At 60.0% G+C, this 17,002-nt stretch carries 13 protein-coding genes, 1 tRNA gene and 1 pseudogene; 5 read left to right on the top strand and 10 right to left on the bottom strand.

The window, feature by feature from the left end:
- Positions 1 to 68 precede the first annotated feature (68 nt).
- From SJY21_RS04935 to SJY21_RS04920, 4 genes and pseudogenes are all read left to right on the top strand, one after another.
- A complete protein-coding gene (locus tag SJY21_RS04935) occupies positions 69 to 1,169 on the top strand; it encodes an ABC transporter ATP-binding protein (protein WP_377507038.1) in 1,101 nt (366 codons plus the stop codon).
- Positions 1,170 to 1,254: 85 nt separating this feature from the next.
- Complete coding sequence (locus tag SJY21_RS04930; protein WP_377507035.1) at positions 1,255 to 2,358, top strand: extracellular solute-binding protein; 1,104 nt, start codon at positions 1,255 to 1,257, stop codon at positions 2,356 to 2,358.
- 123 nt (positions 2,359 to 2,481) lie between these two features.
- Entirely contained in the window at positions 2,482 to 3,762 is a 1,281-nt protein-coding gene (locus SJY21_RS04925; RefSeq protein ID WP_377507032.1) for an ABC transporter permease, read from the top strand.
- Positions 3,763 to 3,777: 15 nt separating this feature from the next.
- Positions 3,778 to 4,632, top strand: a pseudogene (locus SJY21_RS04920) (ABC transporter permease); the annotation flags it as partial.
- On the opposite strand, the gene SJY21_RS04915 reads toward SJY21_RS04920, so the two are convergent.
- The 7 genes from SJY21_RS04915 to SJY21_RS04885 are packed head-to-tail and all read right to left on the bottom strand — an operon-like array spanning position 4,629 to position 11,024.
- A complete protein-coding gene (locus SJY21_RS04915; RefSeq protein WP_377507029.1) occupies positions 4,629 to 5,558 on the bottom strand; it encodes an AEC family transporter in 930 nt (309 codons plus the stop codon). The pseudogene SJY21_RS04920 and the gene SJY21_RS04915 overlap by 4 nt on opposite strands.
- Positions 5,559 to 6,356, bottom strand: a complete 798-nt coding sequence (locus tag SJY21_RS04910; RefSeq protein WP_377507026.1) for an MBL fold metallo-hydrolase — start codon at positions 6,354 to 6,356, stop codon at positions 5,559 to 5,561.
- Positions 6,356 to 7,150: a TatD family hydrolase gene (locus SJY21_RS04905; RefSeq protein WP_377507023.1), complete on the bottom strand. Its 795-nt coding sequence runs from the start codon at positions 7,148 to 7,150 to the stop codon at positions 6,356 to 6,358. Before SJY21_RS04905 ends, SJY21_RS04910 begins: the two co-directional genes overlap by 1 nt.
- 8 nt (positions 7,151 to 7,158) lie before the next feature.
- The gene (locus SJY21_RS04900) at positions 7,159 to 8,310 is read right to left on the bottom strand and encodes a DNA polymerase III subunit delta' (protein WP_377507020.1); all 1,152 of its coding nucleotides are present in this window, start codon (positions 8,308 to 8,310) and stop codon (positions 7,159 to 7,161) included.
- Entirely contained in the window at positions 8,307 to 8,933 is a 627-nt protein-coding gene (tmk, locus tag SJY21_RS04895) for a dTMP kinase (protein ID WP_377507017.1), read from the bottom strand. The genes SJY21_RS04900 and tmk overlap by 4 nt, the downstream gene beginning before the upstream one ends.
- A 5-nt stretch (positions 8,934 to 8,938) precedes the next feature.
- Positions 8,939 to 10,120: a D-alanyl-D-alanine carboxypeptidase family protein gene (locus tag SJY21_RS04890; protein WP_377507014.1), complete on the bottom strand. Its 1,182-nt coding sequence runs from the start codon at positions 10,118 to 10,120 to the stop codon at positions 8,939 to 8,941.
- A 22-nt stretch (positions 10,121 to 10,142) separates the two neighbouring features.
- Positions 10,143 to 11,024: an SPOR domain-containing protein gene (locus SJY21_RS04885; RefSeq protein WP_377507011.1), complete on the bottom strand. Its 882-nt coding sequence runs from the start codon at positions 11,022 to 11,024 to the stop codon at positions 10,143 to 10,145.
- Between the two features lie 224 nt (positions 11,025 to 11,248).
- Here SJY21_RS04885 and SJY21_RS04880 point away from each other — a divergent pair.
- A tRNA-Ser gene (locus SJY21_RS04880) sits at positions 11,249 to 11,338 on the top strand.
- A 73-nt stretch (positions 11,339 to 11,411) separates the two neighbouring features.
- On the opposite strand, the gene SJY21_RS04875 is transcribed toward SJY21_RS04880, so the two are convergent.
- From SJY21_RS04875 to SJY21_RS04865, 3 genes are read right to left on the bottom strand one after another with little or no spacing between them, the layout of a single operon-like run.
- Positions 11,412 to 12,752 (bottom strand): HlyD family type I secretion periplasmic adaptor subunit, encoded by a 1,341-nt coding sequence (locus SJY21_RS04875; protein ID WP_377507008.1) that lies wholly within the window; start codon positions 12,750 to 12,752, stop codon positions 11,412 to 11,414.
- A gap of 1 nt (position 12,753) precedes the next feature.
- Positions 12,754 to 14,808 (bottom strand): type I secretion system permease/ATPase, encoded by a 2,055-nt coding sequence (locus SJY21_RS04870; protein WP_377507005.1) that lies wholly within the window; start codon positions 14,806 to 14,808, stop codon positions 12,754 to 12,756.
- A 16-nt stretch (positions 14,809 to 14,824) separates the two neighbouring features.
- Positions 14,825 to 16,840 carry a type I secretion protein ATPase gene (locus SJY21_RS04865; RefSeq protein WP_377507002.1) on the bottom strand — a complete coding sequence of 672 codons (2,016 nt, stop codon included), beginning with the start codon at positions 16,838 to 16,840 and terminating at the stop codon, positions 14,825 to 14,827.
- Positions 16,841 to 17,002 lie beyond the last annotated feature (162 nt).

The raw sequence follows: 17,002 nt of genomic DNA, 5'->3' as shown, positions 1-17,002 counted from the left end.
GGCGGTGGCTTTGTTTGTCTTACGTCTGACAAGGTGGAACAATCCGCCGGCAAACGGGGAGATGCGTGTTGGCCGATGGCACAACCGAAAACGCGTTCGTTGAATTCGACCGCGTTCAGAAAAGCTACGATGGCGAAGTGCTTGTCGTAAAAGACCTTAACCTGTCGATGCCCAAGGGCGAGTTTCTGACAATGCTTGGGCCATCGGGGTCCGGCAAGACAACCTGCCTGATGATGCTGGCAGGGTTTGAAACCGCAACGCATGGCGATATTCGCCTTGATGGTGTGTCGATCAACAACATTCCACCGCACAAGCGCGGCATTGGCATGGTGTTCCAGAACTATGCGCTGTTTCCGCATATGACGGTGGGTGAAAACCTCGCGTTTCCGCTTGAAGTGCGCAAGATCGGCAAGTCCGACCGCGAAGAAAAGGTCAAGCGCGCGCTGGATATGGTGCAGATGGGCCATTTCGCCGGTCGCCGTCCGGCCCAGCTTTCGGGCGGGCAACAGCAGCGGATCGCGCTGGCGCGCGCGCTGGTGTTTGAACCCGAACTGGTGCTGATGGACGAACCGCTTGGCGCGCTGGACAAGCAGTTGCGTGAAACCTTGCAGTTCGAGATTACCCATCTGGCGCACCGTCTGGGGATTACCGTTGTTTACGTGACCCACGACCAGACCGAAGCCCTGACAATGTCTGACCGTGTGGCCGTGTTCGATGATGGCCGCATTCAGCAGCTGGCCCCGCCAGACAAGCTTTATGAGGAACCGGAAAACAGCTTCGTGGCGCAGTTCATCGGTGAGAACAACACGATGGAAGGTGCCGTCACCGAAATCAGGGGTGATGTCTGTTCCGTGAAACTGGACAGCGGCGATATCATCGACGCCAAGCCGGTCAATGTGACGAAAGTCGGCGAGCGCACGAAAGTGTCGATCCGCCCCGAACGGGTCGAGATCGACAAGTCGCGCCTTCAAAAGAACGCCCATACCCTCAAGGCCGAGGTGCTGGAGTTCGTTTACATGGGCGATATTTTCCGCACTCGTTTGCAGGTTGCCGGAATGGATGATTTCATCATCAAGACACGCAACGCGCCTGATCAGGTCCGCCTTGAACCGGGCACCCAGATCGACATCGGCTGGTTGCCACAAGATTGCCGCGCGCTCGACGCCTAAGGTCAGTGCGCGAACATACGGGGATGCCGCCGCCCGGAGGCACCCCCGACAGTTCTTAACCGGGTTAACTAACGGGAGAATACGAATGAAATTCACCAAAGCACTTATGGCAACAACGGCGCTGACCGTTGCAGGCTCGATGGCCGCTGCCGAAGGCCACATGGCCAGCGAAATGACCATCGTCAGCTGGGGTGGCGCCTATCAGTCCAGCCAGACGAACGCCTATTTCACGCCCTACACTGAAATGAACGAAGGCGTGACGATCATCACCGACGAAAGCTCGGCCGAGGCTGTGACCAAGCTGCGCGCGATGTCCGAAGCGGGCAACGTGACATGGGATGTGGTTGATGTTGTCGCCGCAGACGCCATGCGCCTGTGCGATGAAGGTCTGGCACTGGAAATCAACGCCGACGAACAGCTGGCACCTGCGCCCGATGGCACGCCCGCGTCCGAGGACTTTGGCGACCTGATCGTCAGCGACTGCTTTATTCCGCAGATTGTCTATTCGACGACATTCGGCTATCGCACCGACCTGATCGACCAGCCCACAAGCGTCTGTGACATCTTCGACACCGAAGCGTTCCCCGGCCAGCGCGCCCTTGAAAAGCGCCCGATCGGCAACCTTGAATGGGCGCTGATCTGTGACGGCGTGGACATCGCCGACGTTTATGACGTGCTTGAAACCGAAGAAGGTGTGGCGCGCGCATTTGCCAAGCTCGACACCATCAAGGACAGCACGGTCTGGTGGTCTGCCGGTGCGGAAACACCGCAGCTTCTGGCGGATGGCGAAGTCGTGATGGGCTCGACCTACAACGGTCGTCTGTTCGCCGCGATTGCAGAGCAGGGCCAGCCGATCGGCATGCTGTGGGATTGGCAGATGTTCGACCTTGACGGTTGGATCATCCCTGCTGGCCTTTCGCCCGAACGTGAAGCCCGCGCGCTGGACTTCATCTACTTTGCCACCGACACCCAGCGTCTTGCTGATCAGGCCAAGTATATCTCTTACGGTCCTGCACGTCAGTCGTCTGCCCCACTGGTTGGTGACCACGCCGAGCTGGGTATCGCTATGGCACCACACATGCCAACCGATCCAGCCAACGCTGTGAACACCTTCCTGTTCAACTACAAATGGTGGGCCAGCTACCGCGATGATCTGGACGCACAGTTCCAGGCATGGTTGCTGCAGTAATCTGATTTCGGCGGGGGGCTTTGCGGCCCCTCGCCATCCTTGTTTTTGATAAACGGCGCGCCGTTTTTCCAAGACAAGACAATGACGCCAAACACGGCGCGCCAAGACCGACAGGGGACCCAGATGGCCGAGACCCACACCGATGCAAACGGACTCGTGCTTGCCGCAGACGGCACGCCGCTCAAGCAAAGCCTGCGCAGGGCGCTGCGGGCGCAAAAAACCCGCGCGCTGCTGCTGATCGCCCCTTTGCTGTTGTTCATCCTGATCAGTTTCGTGCTTCCGATTGGCGAAATGCTGTTGCGCTCGGTCCAGAACAAGGCCGGTACGTCCTATATTCCCGATATCATCCCCAATGTGGTGCAAACCCTTGAAGACTGGGACCCCGCGAGCGGGGAAATGCCGCCCGAAGCGGTCTATCGTGCGATGGCCATCGACCTTGCCACCGCATTCGAGGATCGCAATCACACGCAGTTGGGCCGCCGTTTCAACTATGAAACCCCCGGCATGTCGTCGCTGTTCCGCAAGTCGGGCCGCCCCGTGTCACGTTGGGATATCGAAACCGATGGCCCCTTCCGCGAGGCGTTTCTGGATATCGACGACGATTGGGGCAACATCGAATACTGGGCCACGATTCAGGCCAATTCAGGGTATTACACCGGCGGATATTTCCTTGCGGCGGTGGATGCGCAACGCACCTCCGAAGGCATCACGATGAAGGACCCCGATCAGCGGGTTTATCAAAAGCTGATGGTGCGCACGCTTTGGCTTAGCTTTGTGATTACGGTATGCACGCTGGCGCTGGGCTATCCGGTGGCGTGGCTGTTGGCAGACCTGCCGGCGCGCACGTCCAACCTGTTGCTGATCCTTGTGTTATTGCCGTTCTGGACATCATTGCTGGTGCGCACCTCGGCGTGGAAAATCCTGCTGCAACAACAAGGGGTGATCAATGATTTCTGGATCGCGCTGGGCTTTGCCGAACGATTATCACTGATCAACAACCAGTTGGGTGTGATCATCGCGATGACGCATATCTTGCTGCCTTTCATGATCCTGCCGCTTTATTCGGTGATGAAGACGATCCCGCCGTCCTACCTGCGCGCGGCCAAATCGCTGGGCGCGACAAATACCACCGCATTCATCCGCGTCTATTTCCCGCAGACCACGCCGGGGATCGGGGCGGGGGCGCTGCTCGTGTTCATTCTTGCGGTTGGCTATTTCATCACGCCTGAACTGGTGGGTGGGGCCGACGGCACATTCATCTCGAACCGGATCTACTATCAGTTCTCAAGTTCGGGGAACTGGGGGCTGGCCGCCGCACTTGGCACGCTGATGCTGCTGGTCGTGCTGATCCTGTATTACATCTACGACAAACTTGTCGGTGTCGATAACGTGAAGTTGGGATAGATCATGGCAACCACACTCCAACCCTATGCCACACTTGGGCAACGCATCTGGTTCTACGCATTCCGCGTGATCTGCGGGCTGATCTTTTTCTACCTGATCTTTCCGGTGCTGGTGATCATTCCGCTGTCGTTCAACGCACAGGACTTTTTCACCTTCACGCCGGAAATGCTGCGGTTTGATCCGGCAGGGTATTCGCTGAAACACTACCGTGATTTTCTTGGGGCGAACGGTGATTATTCGTGGCTTCAAGCCCTTGGCAATTCATTCAGGATCGCACCGCTGGCTACTCTGATCGCCGTTTCGTTCGGCACCTTGGCCGCAATCGGGCTGACCCAGCCGCACGTGCCCTTCAAACGACAGATCACCGCGCTGCTGATTTCACCGATGATTGTGCCGTTGATCATCACCTCGGCGGGCATGTTCTTTTTCTACGCCAATATCGGCCTGCAAGGCACGTTCATGGGCGTGGTGCTGGCGCACGCCGCCCTTGGTATTCCCTTCGTGATTATCACGGTGACGGCGACGCTTTCGTCGTTTGATACATCGCTCACACGTGCGGCGGCCAATATGGGTGCGGACCCAGTGACCACGTTCTTCCGCGTGCAGATGCCGCTGATCCTGCCCGGCGTGATTTCGGGTGGGTTGTTTGCGTTCATCACCTCGTTTGATGAAGTGATCGTGGTGCTGCTGGTCGGTTCGGCCGGTCAGAAAACCCTGCCGTGGCAGATGTTCCTTGGCCTGCGCGAACAGATCAGCCCGACCATTCTGGCCGTGGCGACGATCCTTGTTGTGATCTCGATCTGCTTGCTGACGACTGTGGAATTGCTGCGCCGCCGGTCCGAACGTCTGCGGGGGATGTCGCCCAGCTAGGGCAGGACGGTCAGCCAGAACAGCGCCGTGAAAATGGTCAGCCCCGTGCCAATCAGCACGGCGCTGGCCGCCACGCGCCGCGCCGCGCCATACATGTTCGCGAACACATAGGCGTTGATGCCCGGTGCCATGGCGGCCGTGACCACGGCGCTGCGCAATGCATCGCGCGCCAGTCCGGTCATGCCGCCCATGCTCCAGACAATCGCCGGATGCAGCAACAGTGACACGGCGCAGACAAACAGGATCGCGCGCAAATCACCTTCGGGGCGGTAGCGATACAGCACACCGCCAAGCCCGAACAAGGCCGCAGGCAGGGCCGCGCGCACCATCAGATCAAGCGCTTCGGTCAGCACTCCAGGCAGCGGGATATTGCCAAGGTTTACCGCGAACCCAAGGGCGATGCCGATGATCAGCGCATTTGAAAACATCGCCCGCGCCACGGTGCGGGGCAGGGTGCGCATCGGTTTGCCGCGCGCACGCACGATCTCCATCACGGTGATACCCACGCCATAGCAAAACGGCGAATGCAGCGCGATAATCGCGTAATTCGCGGTCAGCCCGTCCGGCCCATAGGCACGCTCAGTGATCGGCAGACCCAGCAACAGCGAATTGGAAAACAGACAGCAAAAGCCGATGGCCACGCTGTCCTCCCAACTGCGGTTGAACAGCAGCCGCGCCCCGATCAGCCCGACGATGAATCCCGCCAGCGCGCCGGTGTAAAAGCTGGCCAGCAAAGACAGATCAAAGTTCGGCCCCAGATCTAGTGTGGAAATAGCACGGAACAGCAGGGCGGGTATCGCGAATTTCTGGGTAAACACCATGAGGCCATCGACGCCCGCATCGCTGAACAACCCGCGCCAGACCGCCAGATAGCCGAACCCGATAACGATAAAGACTGGCAGGATGACGCTGGTCAGATCACCCATCTAGACGTCGAACCGCAGGGTCATGCCGTCATAGGCGGGGGTTATGTTTTCGGGCGTTTCGGCCGCGATCGTGTCGTGATCCAGATCAATGTGCATATTGGTCAGCACCGCATGGCGCGGCTTGACCCGTGCGATCCAGTCCAGCGTGCGCGCAAGATGCGCATGGGTCGGGTGCGGATCGCGGCGCAGGGCATCGACGATCCAGGTGTCAAGTTTGTCCAGCATCGGCCAGACATCATCGGGAATGTCGGACACATCGGGAAGGTAGGCCAGATCGTTGATCCGGAACCCCAGCGCGTCAATGTTGCCGTGTTCCACTTCGAATGGCGTCAGGGTGATATCACCACCGGCGCCGGAAATGGTGGTGGGGCCGGTGATTGTGTTCAGCTCGCAGATCGGCGGATATGACGATCCCTTGGGCTGCACAAAGGCATAGCCGAAGCGGGCCAGAAGCTGGTTGCCGGTTTCGCCGTCCGCCCAGACTTGCAGGCGTTGGCGCATGTTGAAAACAACCATGCGCAAGTCATCCAGTCCGTGCACATGATCGGCGTGGGAATGGGTGTAGATCACCGCGTCCAATTCGCCTACTTCGGCGGCCAGCAGTTGCTGGCGCAGATCGGGCGAGGTGTCGATCAGCACGCGGGTGGTACCGTTTGTGTCGTGGCGGCTGACCAGCGCGGAACAGCGCGTGCGCGCATTGCGCGGGTTGGTCGGGTCACAATCACCCCAATGCCCGCCCAGACGCGGCACGCCGCCCGATGATCCACAGCCCAGAATGCGAAATTCAAGCGTGGCCATTACGCCGCCTTCCAGTTTGCGGCCTTGGTAAACAGCCGGTCGAAGTTCGCGGTGGTCTGCGCGGCGAAAGTGTCGAAATCCACGCCCAACACCTCGGCCCCGATGCGGGCGGTGTCGGCCGTGTAGGCCGGTTCGTTGCGCCGCCCACGGTGGGGCTTGGGCGCAAGATAGGGGCTGTCGGTTTCCACCAGTACGCGGTCCAGCGGGGCGGCGGCAAAGATGTCGCGCAGGTCCTGACTTTTGGGGAAGGTCGCGATGCCGGACATGGACAGATAGAACCCTAGGTCAAGCATGGCGCGCGCCAGTTCGGCGCTGCTGGAAAAGCAATGCATGACGCAAGTGAACGGCTTGGCCTTGAACCCTTCGGTCAGGATTTCGGCCATGTCATCATCGGATGCGCGGTTGTGGATGATCAGCGGCAGGCCGGTTTCCTGCGCCGCCGCGATATGGATGCGCAGCGATTGTTTCTGCACATCCGCACTTTCGGCGGTGTAGTGATAATCAAGGCCGCTTTCGCCAATCCCGACCATCTTCGGGTGCTGTGCGATGGCCACCAGTTCATCGACAGTTGCCATCGGTTCGTCGGCCGCACTCATCGGGTGGGTGCCCGCGGCGTAAAAGACTGGATCGTAGGTTTCGGCCAGTGCGCGCACAGTCGGTTCATTGCGCAGACGGGTGCAAATCGTGACCATCCGCGTGACGCCAGCATCGGCCGCGCGCGCGATCAGTGCCGCGTGTTCCCCGTCGAAATCGGGAAAGTCGATATGGCAGTGGCTGTCAACAAGGGTGGTCATAGGCGCCTTCAGGCTTTGACGGCCTTTCTTGCCGTGGCTTCGATCTTGAAAATCATATCAAGGATCAACGCCGCAGGGTCAAGGTTGACCGCCCGCCCGTGACGCGAGCGTGCAGTAAGATCCTGCCCCAGTTGCGCCCACATCCGCGCCGCGCGATCCGTGGGCGAGAGTTTCGCAAGCAACAGAGCTTCGTGCGGTGCGGCCTGGGTCGCGGGCGGGCCGGAAATGCCGGCGTGCGCCGTGCGCGACAGGAACCGATCCACCAGATCAAGGGTCATTGCAAAGCGCACCTCGGCCCCCTTGCCTGCACAGGAATTGGCCAGTGAAAGGGCGATCTGGCGGTCCGCATCGGGCAGGGTGCCAAACAGCTTTACCAAATCCCCGTAAAGCGCCAGTCCATCGTGCTGCAACAGGCGCACCGCTTCGCCGACCGACCCGCCCGAGAGCGTCGCCAGACTTTCGGCGTTGGGCACATCAATGCCGGCCTGATGCAGGGCCGCGGCCATATCGTCGTGCCCCAGGGGTGCGCAGCGCAGCACGCGACAGCGCGACCGGATCGTCGGCAACAGCCCCGAGGGCTGATGCGAAACAAGGATGAAAGTGGTGTTCGCGGGGGGTTCTTCAAGTTCCTTGAGGATCGAGTTGGCGACGGTGCGGTTCATCTCGTCGGCGCAGTCAATGATGATGACTCGCCGCCCACCTTCGGTTGCGCGCATGTGCAGGAACGCCTTGAGCGTGTTGGGCCCATCGTCATGGCCACACAGGGCCGCCAGTGTAATGTCCTGTTGCAGCGCGGTTTCGGTCTTGTTCATCACGCGGCGCAACACATAAAGCCGTGGGTGCGCGCCCGATTGCACAAGGCGGGCGTCCGCGTTTTCCGGCGATACAGCCAGCGATGTGGGGGGCGGTGGGGTTTCGTCAAAAAGGCCCGCATCAGCGGGCGGTTCGGCCAGCAGGAAGGTCGCGATCTTCCACGCCAGCGTGGCTTTGCCCACACCTTGTGGCCCCGTAATCAACCAGCCCGAATGCAACCGGCCTGTGGTGTAGGCATGTAGAAAATCTGCTTCGGCACTCGATTGGCCGAACAGCGTCTGGGTTTCGCGCGGGTGCGGTGCGCCTGTGATCTGGTCTGGGCGCGGGGGGTCTTGTTCGCCGCTCATGGTGTGCGCATCGCCACATGGGCGGCGATTTCGCTGGCGATTTGCGCCGGGTCGCGCCCGCCATCAACCACCACACAACGTTCGGGAAAACTATGGGCCAGCGACAGGAACCCGTGGCGCAGGGTTTCCTGAAAGCCAAGGCCGAAATCCTCGAAACGGTCCTCGCCGGATTTGCGGGCAAGGCCACGGTGCAGGGCTTGGGCCGGGTCCATGTCGATGATGAACGTCAGGTCCGGGTCGCGCCCGATCATCAATGCGTGCAATTGATCGACAGTGGCGCGCAGGTCGCCCCGCGTGGCACCCTGATAGACGCGGGTGCTGTCGGCAAAGCGGTCGCAGATCACGGTGCGCCCCGCATCAAGCGCGGGCAGGATCGTTTTTTCCAGATGGTCGCGCCGCGCGGCATTGAACAATAGCAGTTCGGTTTCGGCTGACCAGCGGTCAGGATCGCCGGTCAGGACAAGCTGGCGGATTTCCTCGGCGCCGGCACTGCCACCCGGTTCGCGGGTCACGACAGGATCGCCGCCAAGGTCGCGCAGCCGGTCGGCCAGCAGACGGGTTTGCGTGGACTTGCCCGACCCGTCGATGCCTTCAAATGTGACAAACAACCCCTGCGTGGCCACTGCGCCTAGGCCTCGGTCGCGGGGGCGCCAACGCCCAGCTTGCCCAGAACAACCTGAAAGGCCGTGCGCAAACGCGTGGAAAAGCCGCCCTTGGCCACATCGGATTCCGCAACAAGTGGCAGGCGGGTTTCTGGCAGGCCGTCAAGCGTGATAACCAGTTCGCCAAGTTGATCGCCAGCGGCAATCGGAGCAGTGATCGGACCGGTATAAACCACCTCGGCACGCAGGTCAGCCGCTGCGATCGTGGGCACGAGCAACGACAGGTCTTCGGCCAGCGTCAGCCCAACTAGGGGGGCTTCGCCCATCCAGACCTCGGCTTCGGCAATGCGGGTGCCAGCGCGCGACACATCGCGCTGGGTGAATTGGCGGAAGGCCCAGTTGACAATGTTTTCCGCCTCTTCTGCGCGGGCTTGGGCGGTATCAAGGCCCGACAGGACAAACACGATCCGGCGATCACCCTGTTTTGCCGAACCGACAAGGCCGTAACCAGCTTCCGAAGTATGGCCGGTTTTCAATCCATCCGCGCCAATCCCAAGGCCAAGCAGGGGGTTGCGGTTGCGGGTATTGGCGGGGTGTTCGCCGTCATAGTCAAATTCCTGCTCGGCGAAAAGCGGATAGAACGTCGGATAATCCAGGATCAGCCGGTTCGCCAAAACGCCCAGATCATGGGCCGACATGCGGTGGCCCGCGGCGGGCCAGCCGTTGGAATTGGTAAATGTCGAATGCATCATGCCCATGGCTTGGGCGCGCACGGTCATGGATTGTGCGAAACCGGCCTCGGTCCCGTTGGGCGACAGGGCCTCGGCGATGACGCAGGATGCATCGTTTCCAGACAGCACGATGATTCCGCGCAACAGATCCTCGACACTGACACGGTCGGTCGTATCAAGAAACATCGTCGATCCGGTATAGTCCATGCAGTGCTGCGAGACGCGCAGTTCTTCCGAAACAGAAAGATTACCCGCTGCAATGGCCTCGAAGGCCATGTAGATCGTCATCAGCTTGGACATGGACGCAGGCGGGATCGGCTCGTCGGCGTTTTTCGACAGCAAGACGGTGCCGGTTGTCTGGTCGATGACATAGGCCGCACCTGCGCGGGTTTCAAAGGACTGGGCCGCAGCCGACAAAGTGCCGGCCGCCAGAAATCCGGCAGCGATCAATCCATGGACAGTCAAACGGGCGAGCATTTTGCGCATCCTTTCGGTTCGATCAGTTGGTCACGAAATAGGCATCCGAAAAGCCCTGTGCCTTGACCTTTTCCAGCAGTTCGGCGCGTTCGGCAGCCGAACTGGCCGGGCCAACGATGACGCGCCAGAACGGGCGTCCCTGACTTTCCTGTTCAAGCACGGTCGGCACGATCCCCGTGGCGCGCATCCGGTCGGCCGTGCCCGTGGCATTGGCCTCGATGCTGAAAATTCCGATCTGGATGAAGGGCTTTTCAAGGTCAGAGGGCGCGCGCGGGGCAGGGGCGGCAACCGGCGCGGGGGCCGCTGCGGCTGTGGTTTCTGCGGCATCAATTGCGGCGGCGGCACCGGCAATGGGATCAAGCGGTGTTTCTTCGATCGGCGCGGCGGCAATATCGCTGGGTTCGGCGAAATCGGTCACGGCGTCGGTGGTGGGGGCCACGGGGGCTTCCTCGCGGCGCAGCGCTGTGACGTTCAGATCAGCAGGTGCACCCGCAAGCATTTCAAGCGCGGTTGCCGCATCAGAGGACACCTGCAGGGCGGGGCCGTTGCTGTCACGTTCACGCCGGAAAAGTGCGCCGATCACAAAGGTGCCGTTGGCATCGTTGCGGATGATGACACGCTCGGGGTCTTGCACGTCAGGGTGGGCGACCCAAACCCCGCCAAGCGAGGGGCGACCGTCCCACAAGCCGGGTTCGGTGACTTGGAAAACTTCGGGGGCTTCGACGTCACGTTCGACCAATTCGACGCTGCGGGTTGTTGCCTCGCCGGTTTCTCCGGCGCGCTCTGCGCCACCACCTGCAAAAATGAATTGCCCGTTGTCGTCACAACCGGCGATCGTCAAGGCCACTGCAATGGCGGCGGGAAACTTGAAATTTATCAGCCGTTTGAATGGTTTGCCCGACATGACTTGCCCCTTTGTTTGCACCTGTTTTCAAGCGCGTGACCGTTGACCGGCCGTTAATGCCCGTTCGGGAACAGCAAAAACCTGTCCCGTTACGGGCGACAATAGCGTTGCATGGTGTGTTTTGAAAGGCTTGCGGCAGCCCGATCGGCGGATTTCCCCAAGTCGTGATGGCACTTTGATTGACCTTCCCGAATCGCGCCAACCATACTAAGGGTGCGCCCGACGGAGACTTGGCAGAGTGGTCGAATGCACCGGTCTTGAAAACCGACGAGGGTGAAAGTCCTCCCAGGGTTCGAATCCCTGAGTCTCCGCCACCCACACCCCTTTGATGATGACCGAGCAACAAGGGCCGGAAAACCGTGTGGTTTTCGTATCATCGCGCGGCGATTACTGCTCGCGGAAGGCGCGGTTCATGCTGTCGCTGATGGGCTTCATCAGATACTGGAAAAAGGTGCGTTCCTCGGTCTGGATCATGATTTCGGCGGGCATGCCCGGGGTCGGGGTAAAGCCGCGCACGCGGTCCAGTTGTTCAGGCGGCACGGATACGCGCGCCACATACACTTCTTGCGCCATTTCCTGACTGCGATCGACAATGCTGTCGGCCGAGACATAAAACACCTCGCCCAGCAGAACAGGCGTTGTGCGCGCGTTCAATCCGGTCAGGCGCACGGTCGCTTCCTGTCCTTTTTGCACAACGTCCACTTCGGTGCGCGGGATGCTGACCTCGATGATCAGCGGTTCGCCTGCGGGCAGGATTTCGGCGATTGCCTTGCCGCTTTCGATCACGCCGCCCGCCGTGTGGTAGTGCAGGGTGACGATCGTGCCAGAGACGGGCGCGACAACCTCGGAGCGGCTAAGGATGTTTTCGGCGCGACGCACCTGTTCGCGCACACTTTCCAGTTCCGATTGCACCACCTGCAGTTCATCCAGTGCGGCCCCTTGGCGTTCGCTGATCGTCTGGGCGATCTGCGCCTCGTAGCGCTGGGTGACTTCGGTGATTTCGTCGATTTCGGCTGTCAGACGTCCGATCTGCCCCTCGGCCTCGGCCATTGCGCGCCGGATCGTGTTCACCTCCGAGCGGCGAATGAGACCGCGCTCAAGCAGCTGTTCCTTGGCGGTCATGTCTTCGCGCAGGATGTCAAGCTGCGTGCGCGTGGAAATCAGCTGGTAGTCATAGCCCGTTGCGCGCACGGTCAATGCTTCGATGCTTTGTTCCAGAAGCGAAATATCGTTGTGCAACTGGCGCGCCGCCGCATCGAATGTGACCTTTTGCGCATCAAGCATCGACGCGATGGCGTAATCCGAGCGCAGCGCTTCGATATGGGCGGGAAAGACAAGCGCTGTTGCGCCGCCATGTTCGGCCAGAATGCGCGCCTCCATGGCTTCAAGACGAACCTGGCGCAGGAAAAGCTCGCGTTCGGTGGCAAGGGCCGCGGTTTCATCGAGCAGCAAAAGGGGCTGTCCTTCGACGACGGTGTCGCCTTCCTCGACCAGGATTTCGTGGATGATGCCGCCCTCAAGGTGCTGCACGATCTTGTTGCGTCCCGTGGCCACAAAGCTGCCCTGCGCGATGACGGCGGCGGCAAGGGGCGCGCGCAGGGCCCATGCCCCGAACCCCCCGAATGTAAGAATAAACAGCAGGATCCCGAATGTGATGTGTTTGGTGACCGAGCGGGGCACATCGGCATACCATTCAGCGGGTTCGGCATAGATCGTCACATTGGTCATGCTATTGGCCCCCCTGACCACCTTGGGCGGGCGGCAAGTTCCCCCCCGCGTTGCGCTGTGCCAGTTGTTCCAGCACTTGCTGGCGATGGCCGAACATCGCGATATTGCCGTCAGCCATCAGCATGATTTTATCGACCACCGACAGCAGGGACGGCTTTTGCGTGATGACAACCACGGTGATCCCATGTTCGCCCGCATGTTTGATCGCGGTGGCAAGGGCGCGGTCCCCCGCCGTATCAAGGTTCGAGTTCGGTTCATCGAGCACAAGAAACCGCGGGTTGCCGAAAAAGGCGCGCGCAAGTGCGATACGCTGTTTCTGACCACCCGACAGGGGCGATCCATCCGCCTGCACCATGGTCTCATAGCCGTGTGGCAGCATCGCGATCATGTCGTGCACATCGGCCAGCATCGCGGCGTGATAGACGTCTTCGTCCTTGGCATCGGCCCGCATCCGCGCGATGTTGGCCTTGATCGAACCGGGGAACAGCTGCACGTCTTGCGGCAGATAACCGATGTTTTCGCCCAGCTGGCGGGTATCCCAGTTGCGCAGGTCCATCAGATCAAGGCGCACATTGCCGGACGTTGGCAGAATCGACCCGACCAGCATCTTGCCCAGCGTGGTCTTGCCCGCGCCCGAATTGCCGATCACCCCCAGTGAATCGCCGGGGTTCAGCGAAAACGTCAGCCCGTTCAGGATCACCTGTTTGGTGCCTGCGGGAACGAACAACAGGCGTTCGACATTCAGCCGCCCTTCGGGGTTTGGCAGCACGAGCTTTTCAAACCGCTGCACCGAATTGTGCATCAGCGATTTCACCCGATCATAGGCGCCGCGTGACAGGATAAAGCCGTTCCAGCCTTCGATGGAGCCTTCAATCGGGGCAAGCGCGCGACCGGCGATGATCGACGCTGCAATCACCATCCCGCCGGTGATTTCGCCCTGAATGGCCAGAAATGCGCCCCAGCCCAGCATGGCAATCTGCGTCAGCAAGCGCGCGGCACGCGACACGGCGGCCCATGCGATATTGCGATCCTGCGCCTTGACCTGTGCGCGCAGGGAATTGGCAGTGTCCTTGCCCCAAAGCGCCACCGCCTCGGGGACCATGGCCAGCGCATTGATGATCTGGCTGTTGCGGGTCATGGAATCGAGGTGCATGTTGGCATGGCTTTGCGCGATATTGGCCTCGGCAAAGGGTTTTGCGGTGGCCTTCTGGTTGATCAGGGCGATGACCATCAGCACCAGCGAGGTGGCGATCACGATCATCCCCAAATGTGGATGCACAAGGAAGATCGCGAGGATGAACAAGGGCGCAAAGGGCACATCCAGAAACGAAATCAAGGTGCCCGATGTCAGGAACCCGCGCAGTTGCTGCAAGTCACCCAATGTCTGATATTGTCGCCCGTTGTCTTGCAGGGATGCATGCGCGGCGGCACTCAGGACTGGCGCGCCCAGGCGCACCGCAACCTCGACGGCTGTGCGCATCAGGATAAAGCGGCGCACCGCGTCAAAGATGGATTGCATCACCACCGCGCCGACAATCACCATCGTCAACATCACGAGTGTATCAAGCGACCGGCTGGTCAGCACACGGTCGGAAATCTGGAACAGATAAATCGGAATCGCCAGCACCAGCAGGTTTGTTGCGCAGGTCAGCAACATGACAAAGCCAAGGTTGCGTTTGACCACGCGGGTGCCCGCATTCAGTTGTTGCAGGAATTGATCAGGGGCCGCGCGTTTGTGAAAACTTTGCGACCCGCCGCCGCCGCCGCCGCCACCTTTGCCTCCACCGGTTGTGCTGGGGGGCTGGCCGCCACCGGCCTGTTTCATGATCGGACCGGTATCGCCCTCGATCTGTTCGCCGCCCAAGCCCTTGGCCGATGTGCGTTTGCTTTCAAACATCGTCTGCTGTTCGGGTTCGGCGCGCTGGTCGGGGGTTAGGGGCAGGGGGTCTGTGCGCCGCGCCTCGGACGGGGACTTCGCAGCCTGGGGGCTGGTTACTTCGTCGCTCTGTGAGTGGGGCGCGGCGCGTTCGAAACGCTTGGGGTCATCAAAAGTCATTCTATGAAATATCCTATCAGGCAAGCATCGTTTGCATCATGTCAGACGAAGCATTGCTTTCGGCAGAGGTCGCCGTGATCGGCACATCGACGGGGCCGTTGTCAGGTGTCAGCATGTCATCGGCCAGAAATACGACCGCTTCGGATGCAAGGGCGGGCATGTTGACACCCAGCGGATCCGCATCGGTGTCGATCAATTCGGCCTGATAAAGCAGGGCATCGTCGTAAACATCGCCGCCCACCATCACGTTTGAATCAACGCCATAGTCGGTGATGCCCGCAAGATTGATCGCGGCATTTGACCCTGCGACCACATTGACCTCGCCACCAGTTTGGGCTGCGAAATCATCAAGTGCCAGATGCACCTGATCGCTGTCGCCCAGCACGTTGGTTTGTTCAATCCAGTTGATCGTCGTGAAATCGCCTTCGATATACAGGACGCGCAGGATGTCGATGCCTTCAAAGACGCTGTCGTGCGCAACGCTTTCGCCAATCGTGCCGCCTGCGGCAAAGTCTTCGGCGGCACTTGCAAAGTTACCCTGCATCTCGCCGTAGGCATCAACACCAAGGCTGCTGATCGTTGCGCCGTTGAACAGAAGGTTGTCGCCACCCTGCATCGTGGTGGGCGCGATGCCTGAATAGGTCATCGTGTCGTTGTCGATCATCACGTTGATCTGGTTGATCCAGTTGATCGAAATCATGCTGCCGCCGACAATGATCAGGTCATAGCCAAAGCCCAGTTCGGACAGGTCGGCAAGGTTGATCACCGTGTTGTCGCCCAGCCCGATATAGGTGTTGGCGGCGCTGAAACTGATTTCGGCAATGTCGTTGTCGGTTTGGAATGTGTATTGCGACACCTGATTGACGCTGATCAGATCGCCATCAATCCGTGTCACGGCCCAGTTCCACGGCAGGACGGGATTGGCCGCGTCGTCCGTGCTTTCGGCACCGTCTTCGGGCACCGGGGCCGTGCTTGTGAAATCAAAGGTTGCTGCGTTCATTGCCACGGATCCGGCAACCTCGCCGATGCTGCCAAGGTCATGATTGACCAGCACATTGACCTGCGAGATCACGTCCAGATTCACTACGTCACCCATCACGGCAATGACCGGCGCGTCCAGCCAAGCGGACGAAATCACCACTTCGTTGACGACAAGGTTGGCCCCCGTCACGACTAGATGACCGTCATCAACGTCAAACATGCTGTCGTCGGTGCCACTGCCCAGCCCCTCGAACGGGTCGGGGAATTCGTGGTCACCGGCGCTATCAACTGTCGCATCGTTTGCCGCCTCTGGGTCGTCCTCGACCATGAAAGCAGGCATCAATTCTTCAAGGTCCGGCGCGTCTTCGGCCAATTCACCGTTCACATGCAAGCCAATGGCATCGACACCGTGCAACACGGTGGCCGCAACACCTGTAAGTGTGGTCGCCGCGACAGCGCCAACATGGGTATGCAGGGCAATGGCATCTTCGGTTGCTGTGTCACCAGGGACGATCATCTTGGCCGTGACAGGGGCTGCGATGGCAGCGGCAATCATCTCGTATTGCTGCAACTCGGCCAGAAAAACGGCGGGGTCAACGAACTCCATCCCGGTATCGGTCATGCGCAATACATCGTTGTCGTAAAGATGAGCGGTTTGATAGGTCAGCGTCACAACGCTTGCGGGTGGTTCCAGCGTCAGAAGCGGCCGGCCCGCGCCATAAAGTGGAAATGCGGCGGGCACCGAGTGCGATACCAATCCGAAAAACGGCGACTGATACCAGACAGGGAACATTGCATCAAAGAACAGTGGATCAGGTGCGCCAACAAACGGACCTTCGGGTGCAAGGGGGACATAGACCAGACCGGGATTGAAATCGCCAAGGTCGTATTTGGCGTTGAACCGCAGGGCCACAGCATCCGTGTCATTCAGATCAGGATCCTTGGCGGCCAGCGCCTTGAACTTGTCATAGACATCGCGCATCCGTTCTTCTTCGAGCGTGATGTGAAAAATGCCGATCATATGCGCGACCATTTCGGTCACTTTGTCCATTAACATCGCAGCCTCGCTTTGACTTCTAATGGTGATCCGCGCGTGAGTTCATGGAAAATTCATCGTCACGCGGGCTTGGTCGTCATAAAAAAGAACTTGGCCATAAATCGTCTGTTGTGTGTGTTCGGGCCCGACAGTGCCGGGCCCGAACGGGTGTTTAAC

The organism is Octadecabacter sp. R77987, assembly GCF_042466115.1.
Classification (GTDB): Bacteria; Pseudomonadota; Alphaproteobacteria; order Rhodobacterales; family Rhodobacteraceae; genus SW4.
Note: the sequence above shows the minus strand (reverse complement) of the source record. Positions and strands in the feature narration are given on the sequence as shown.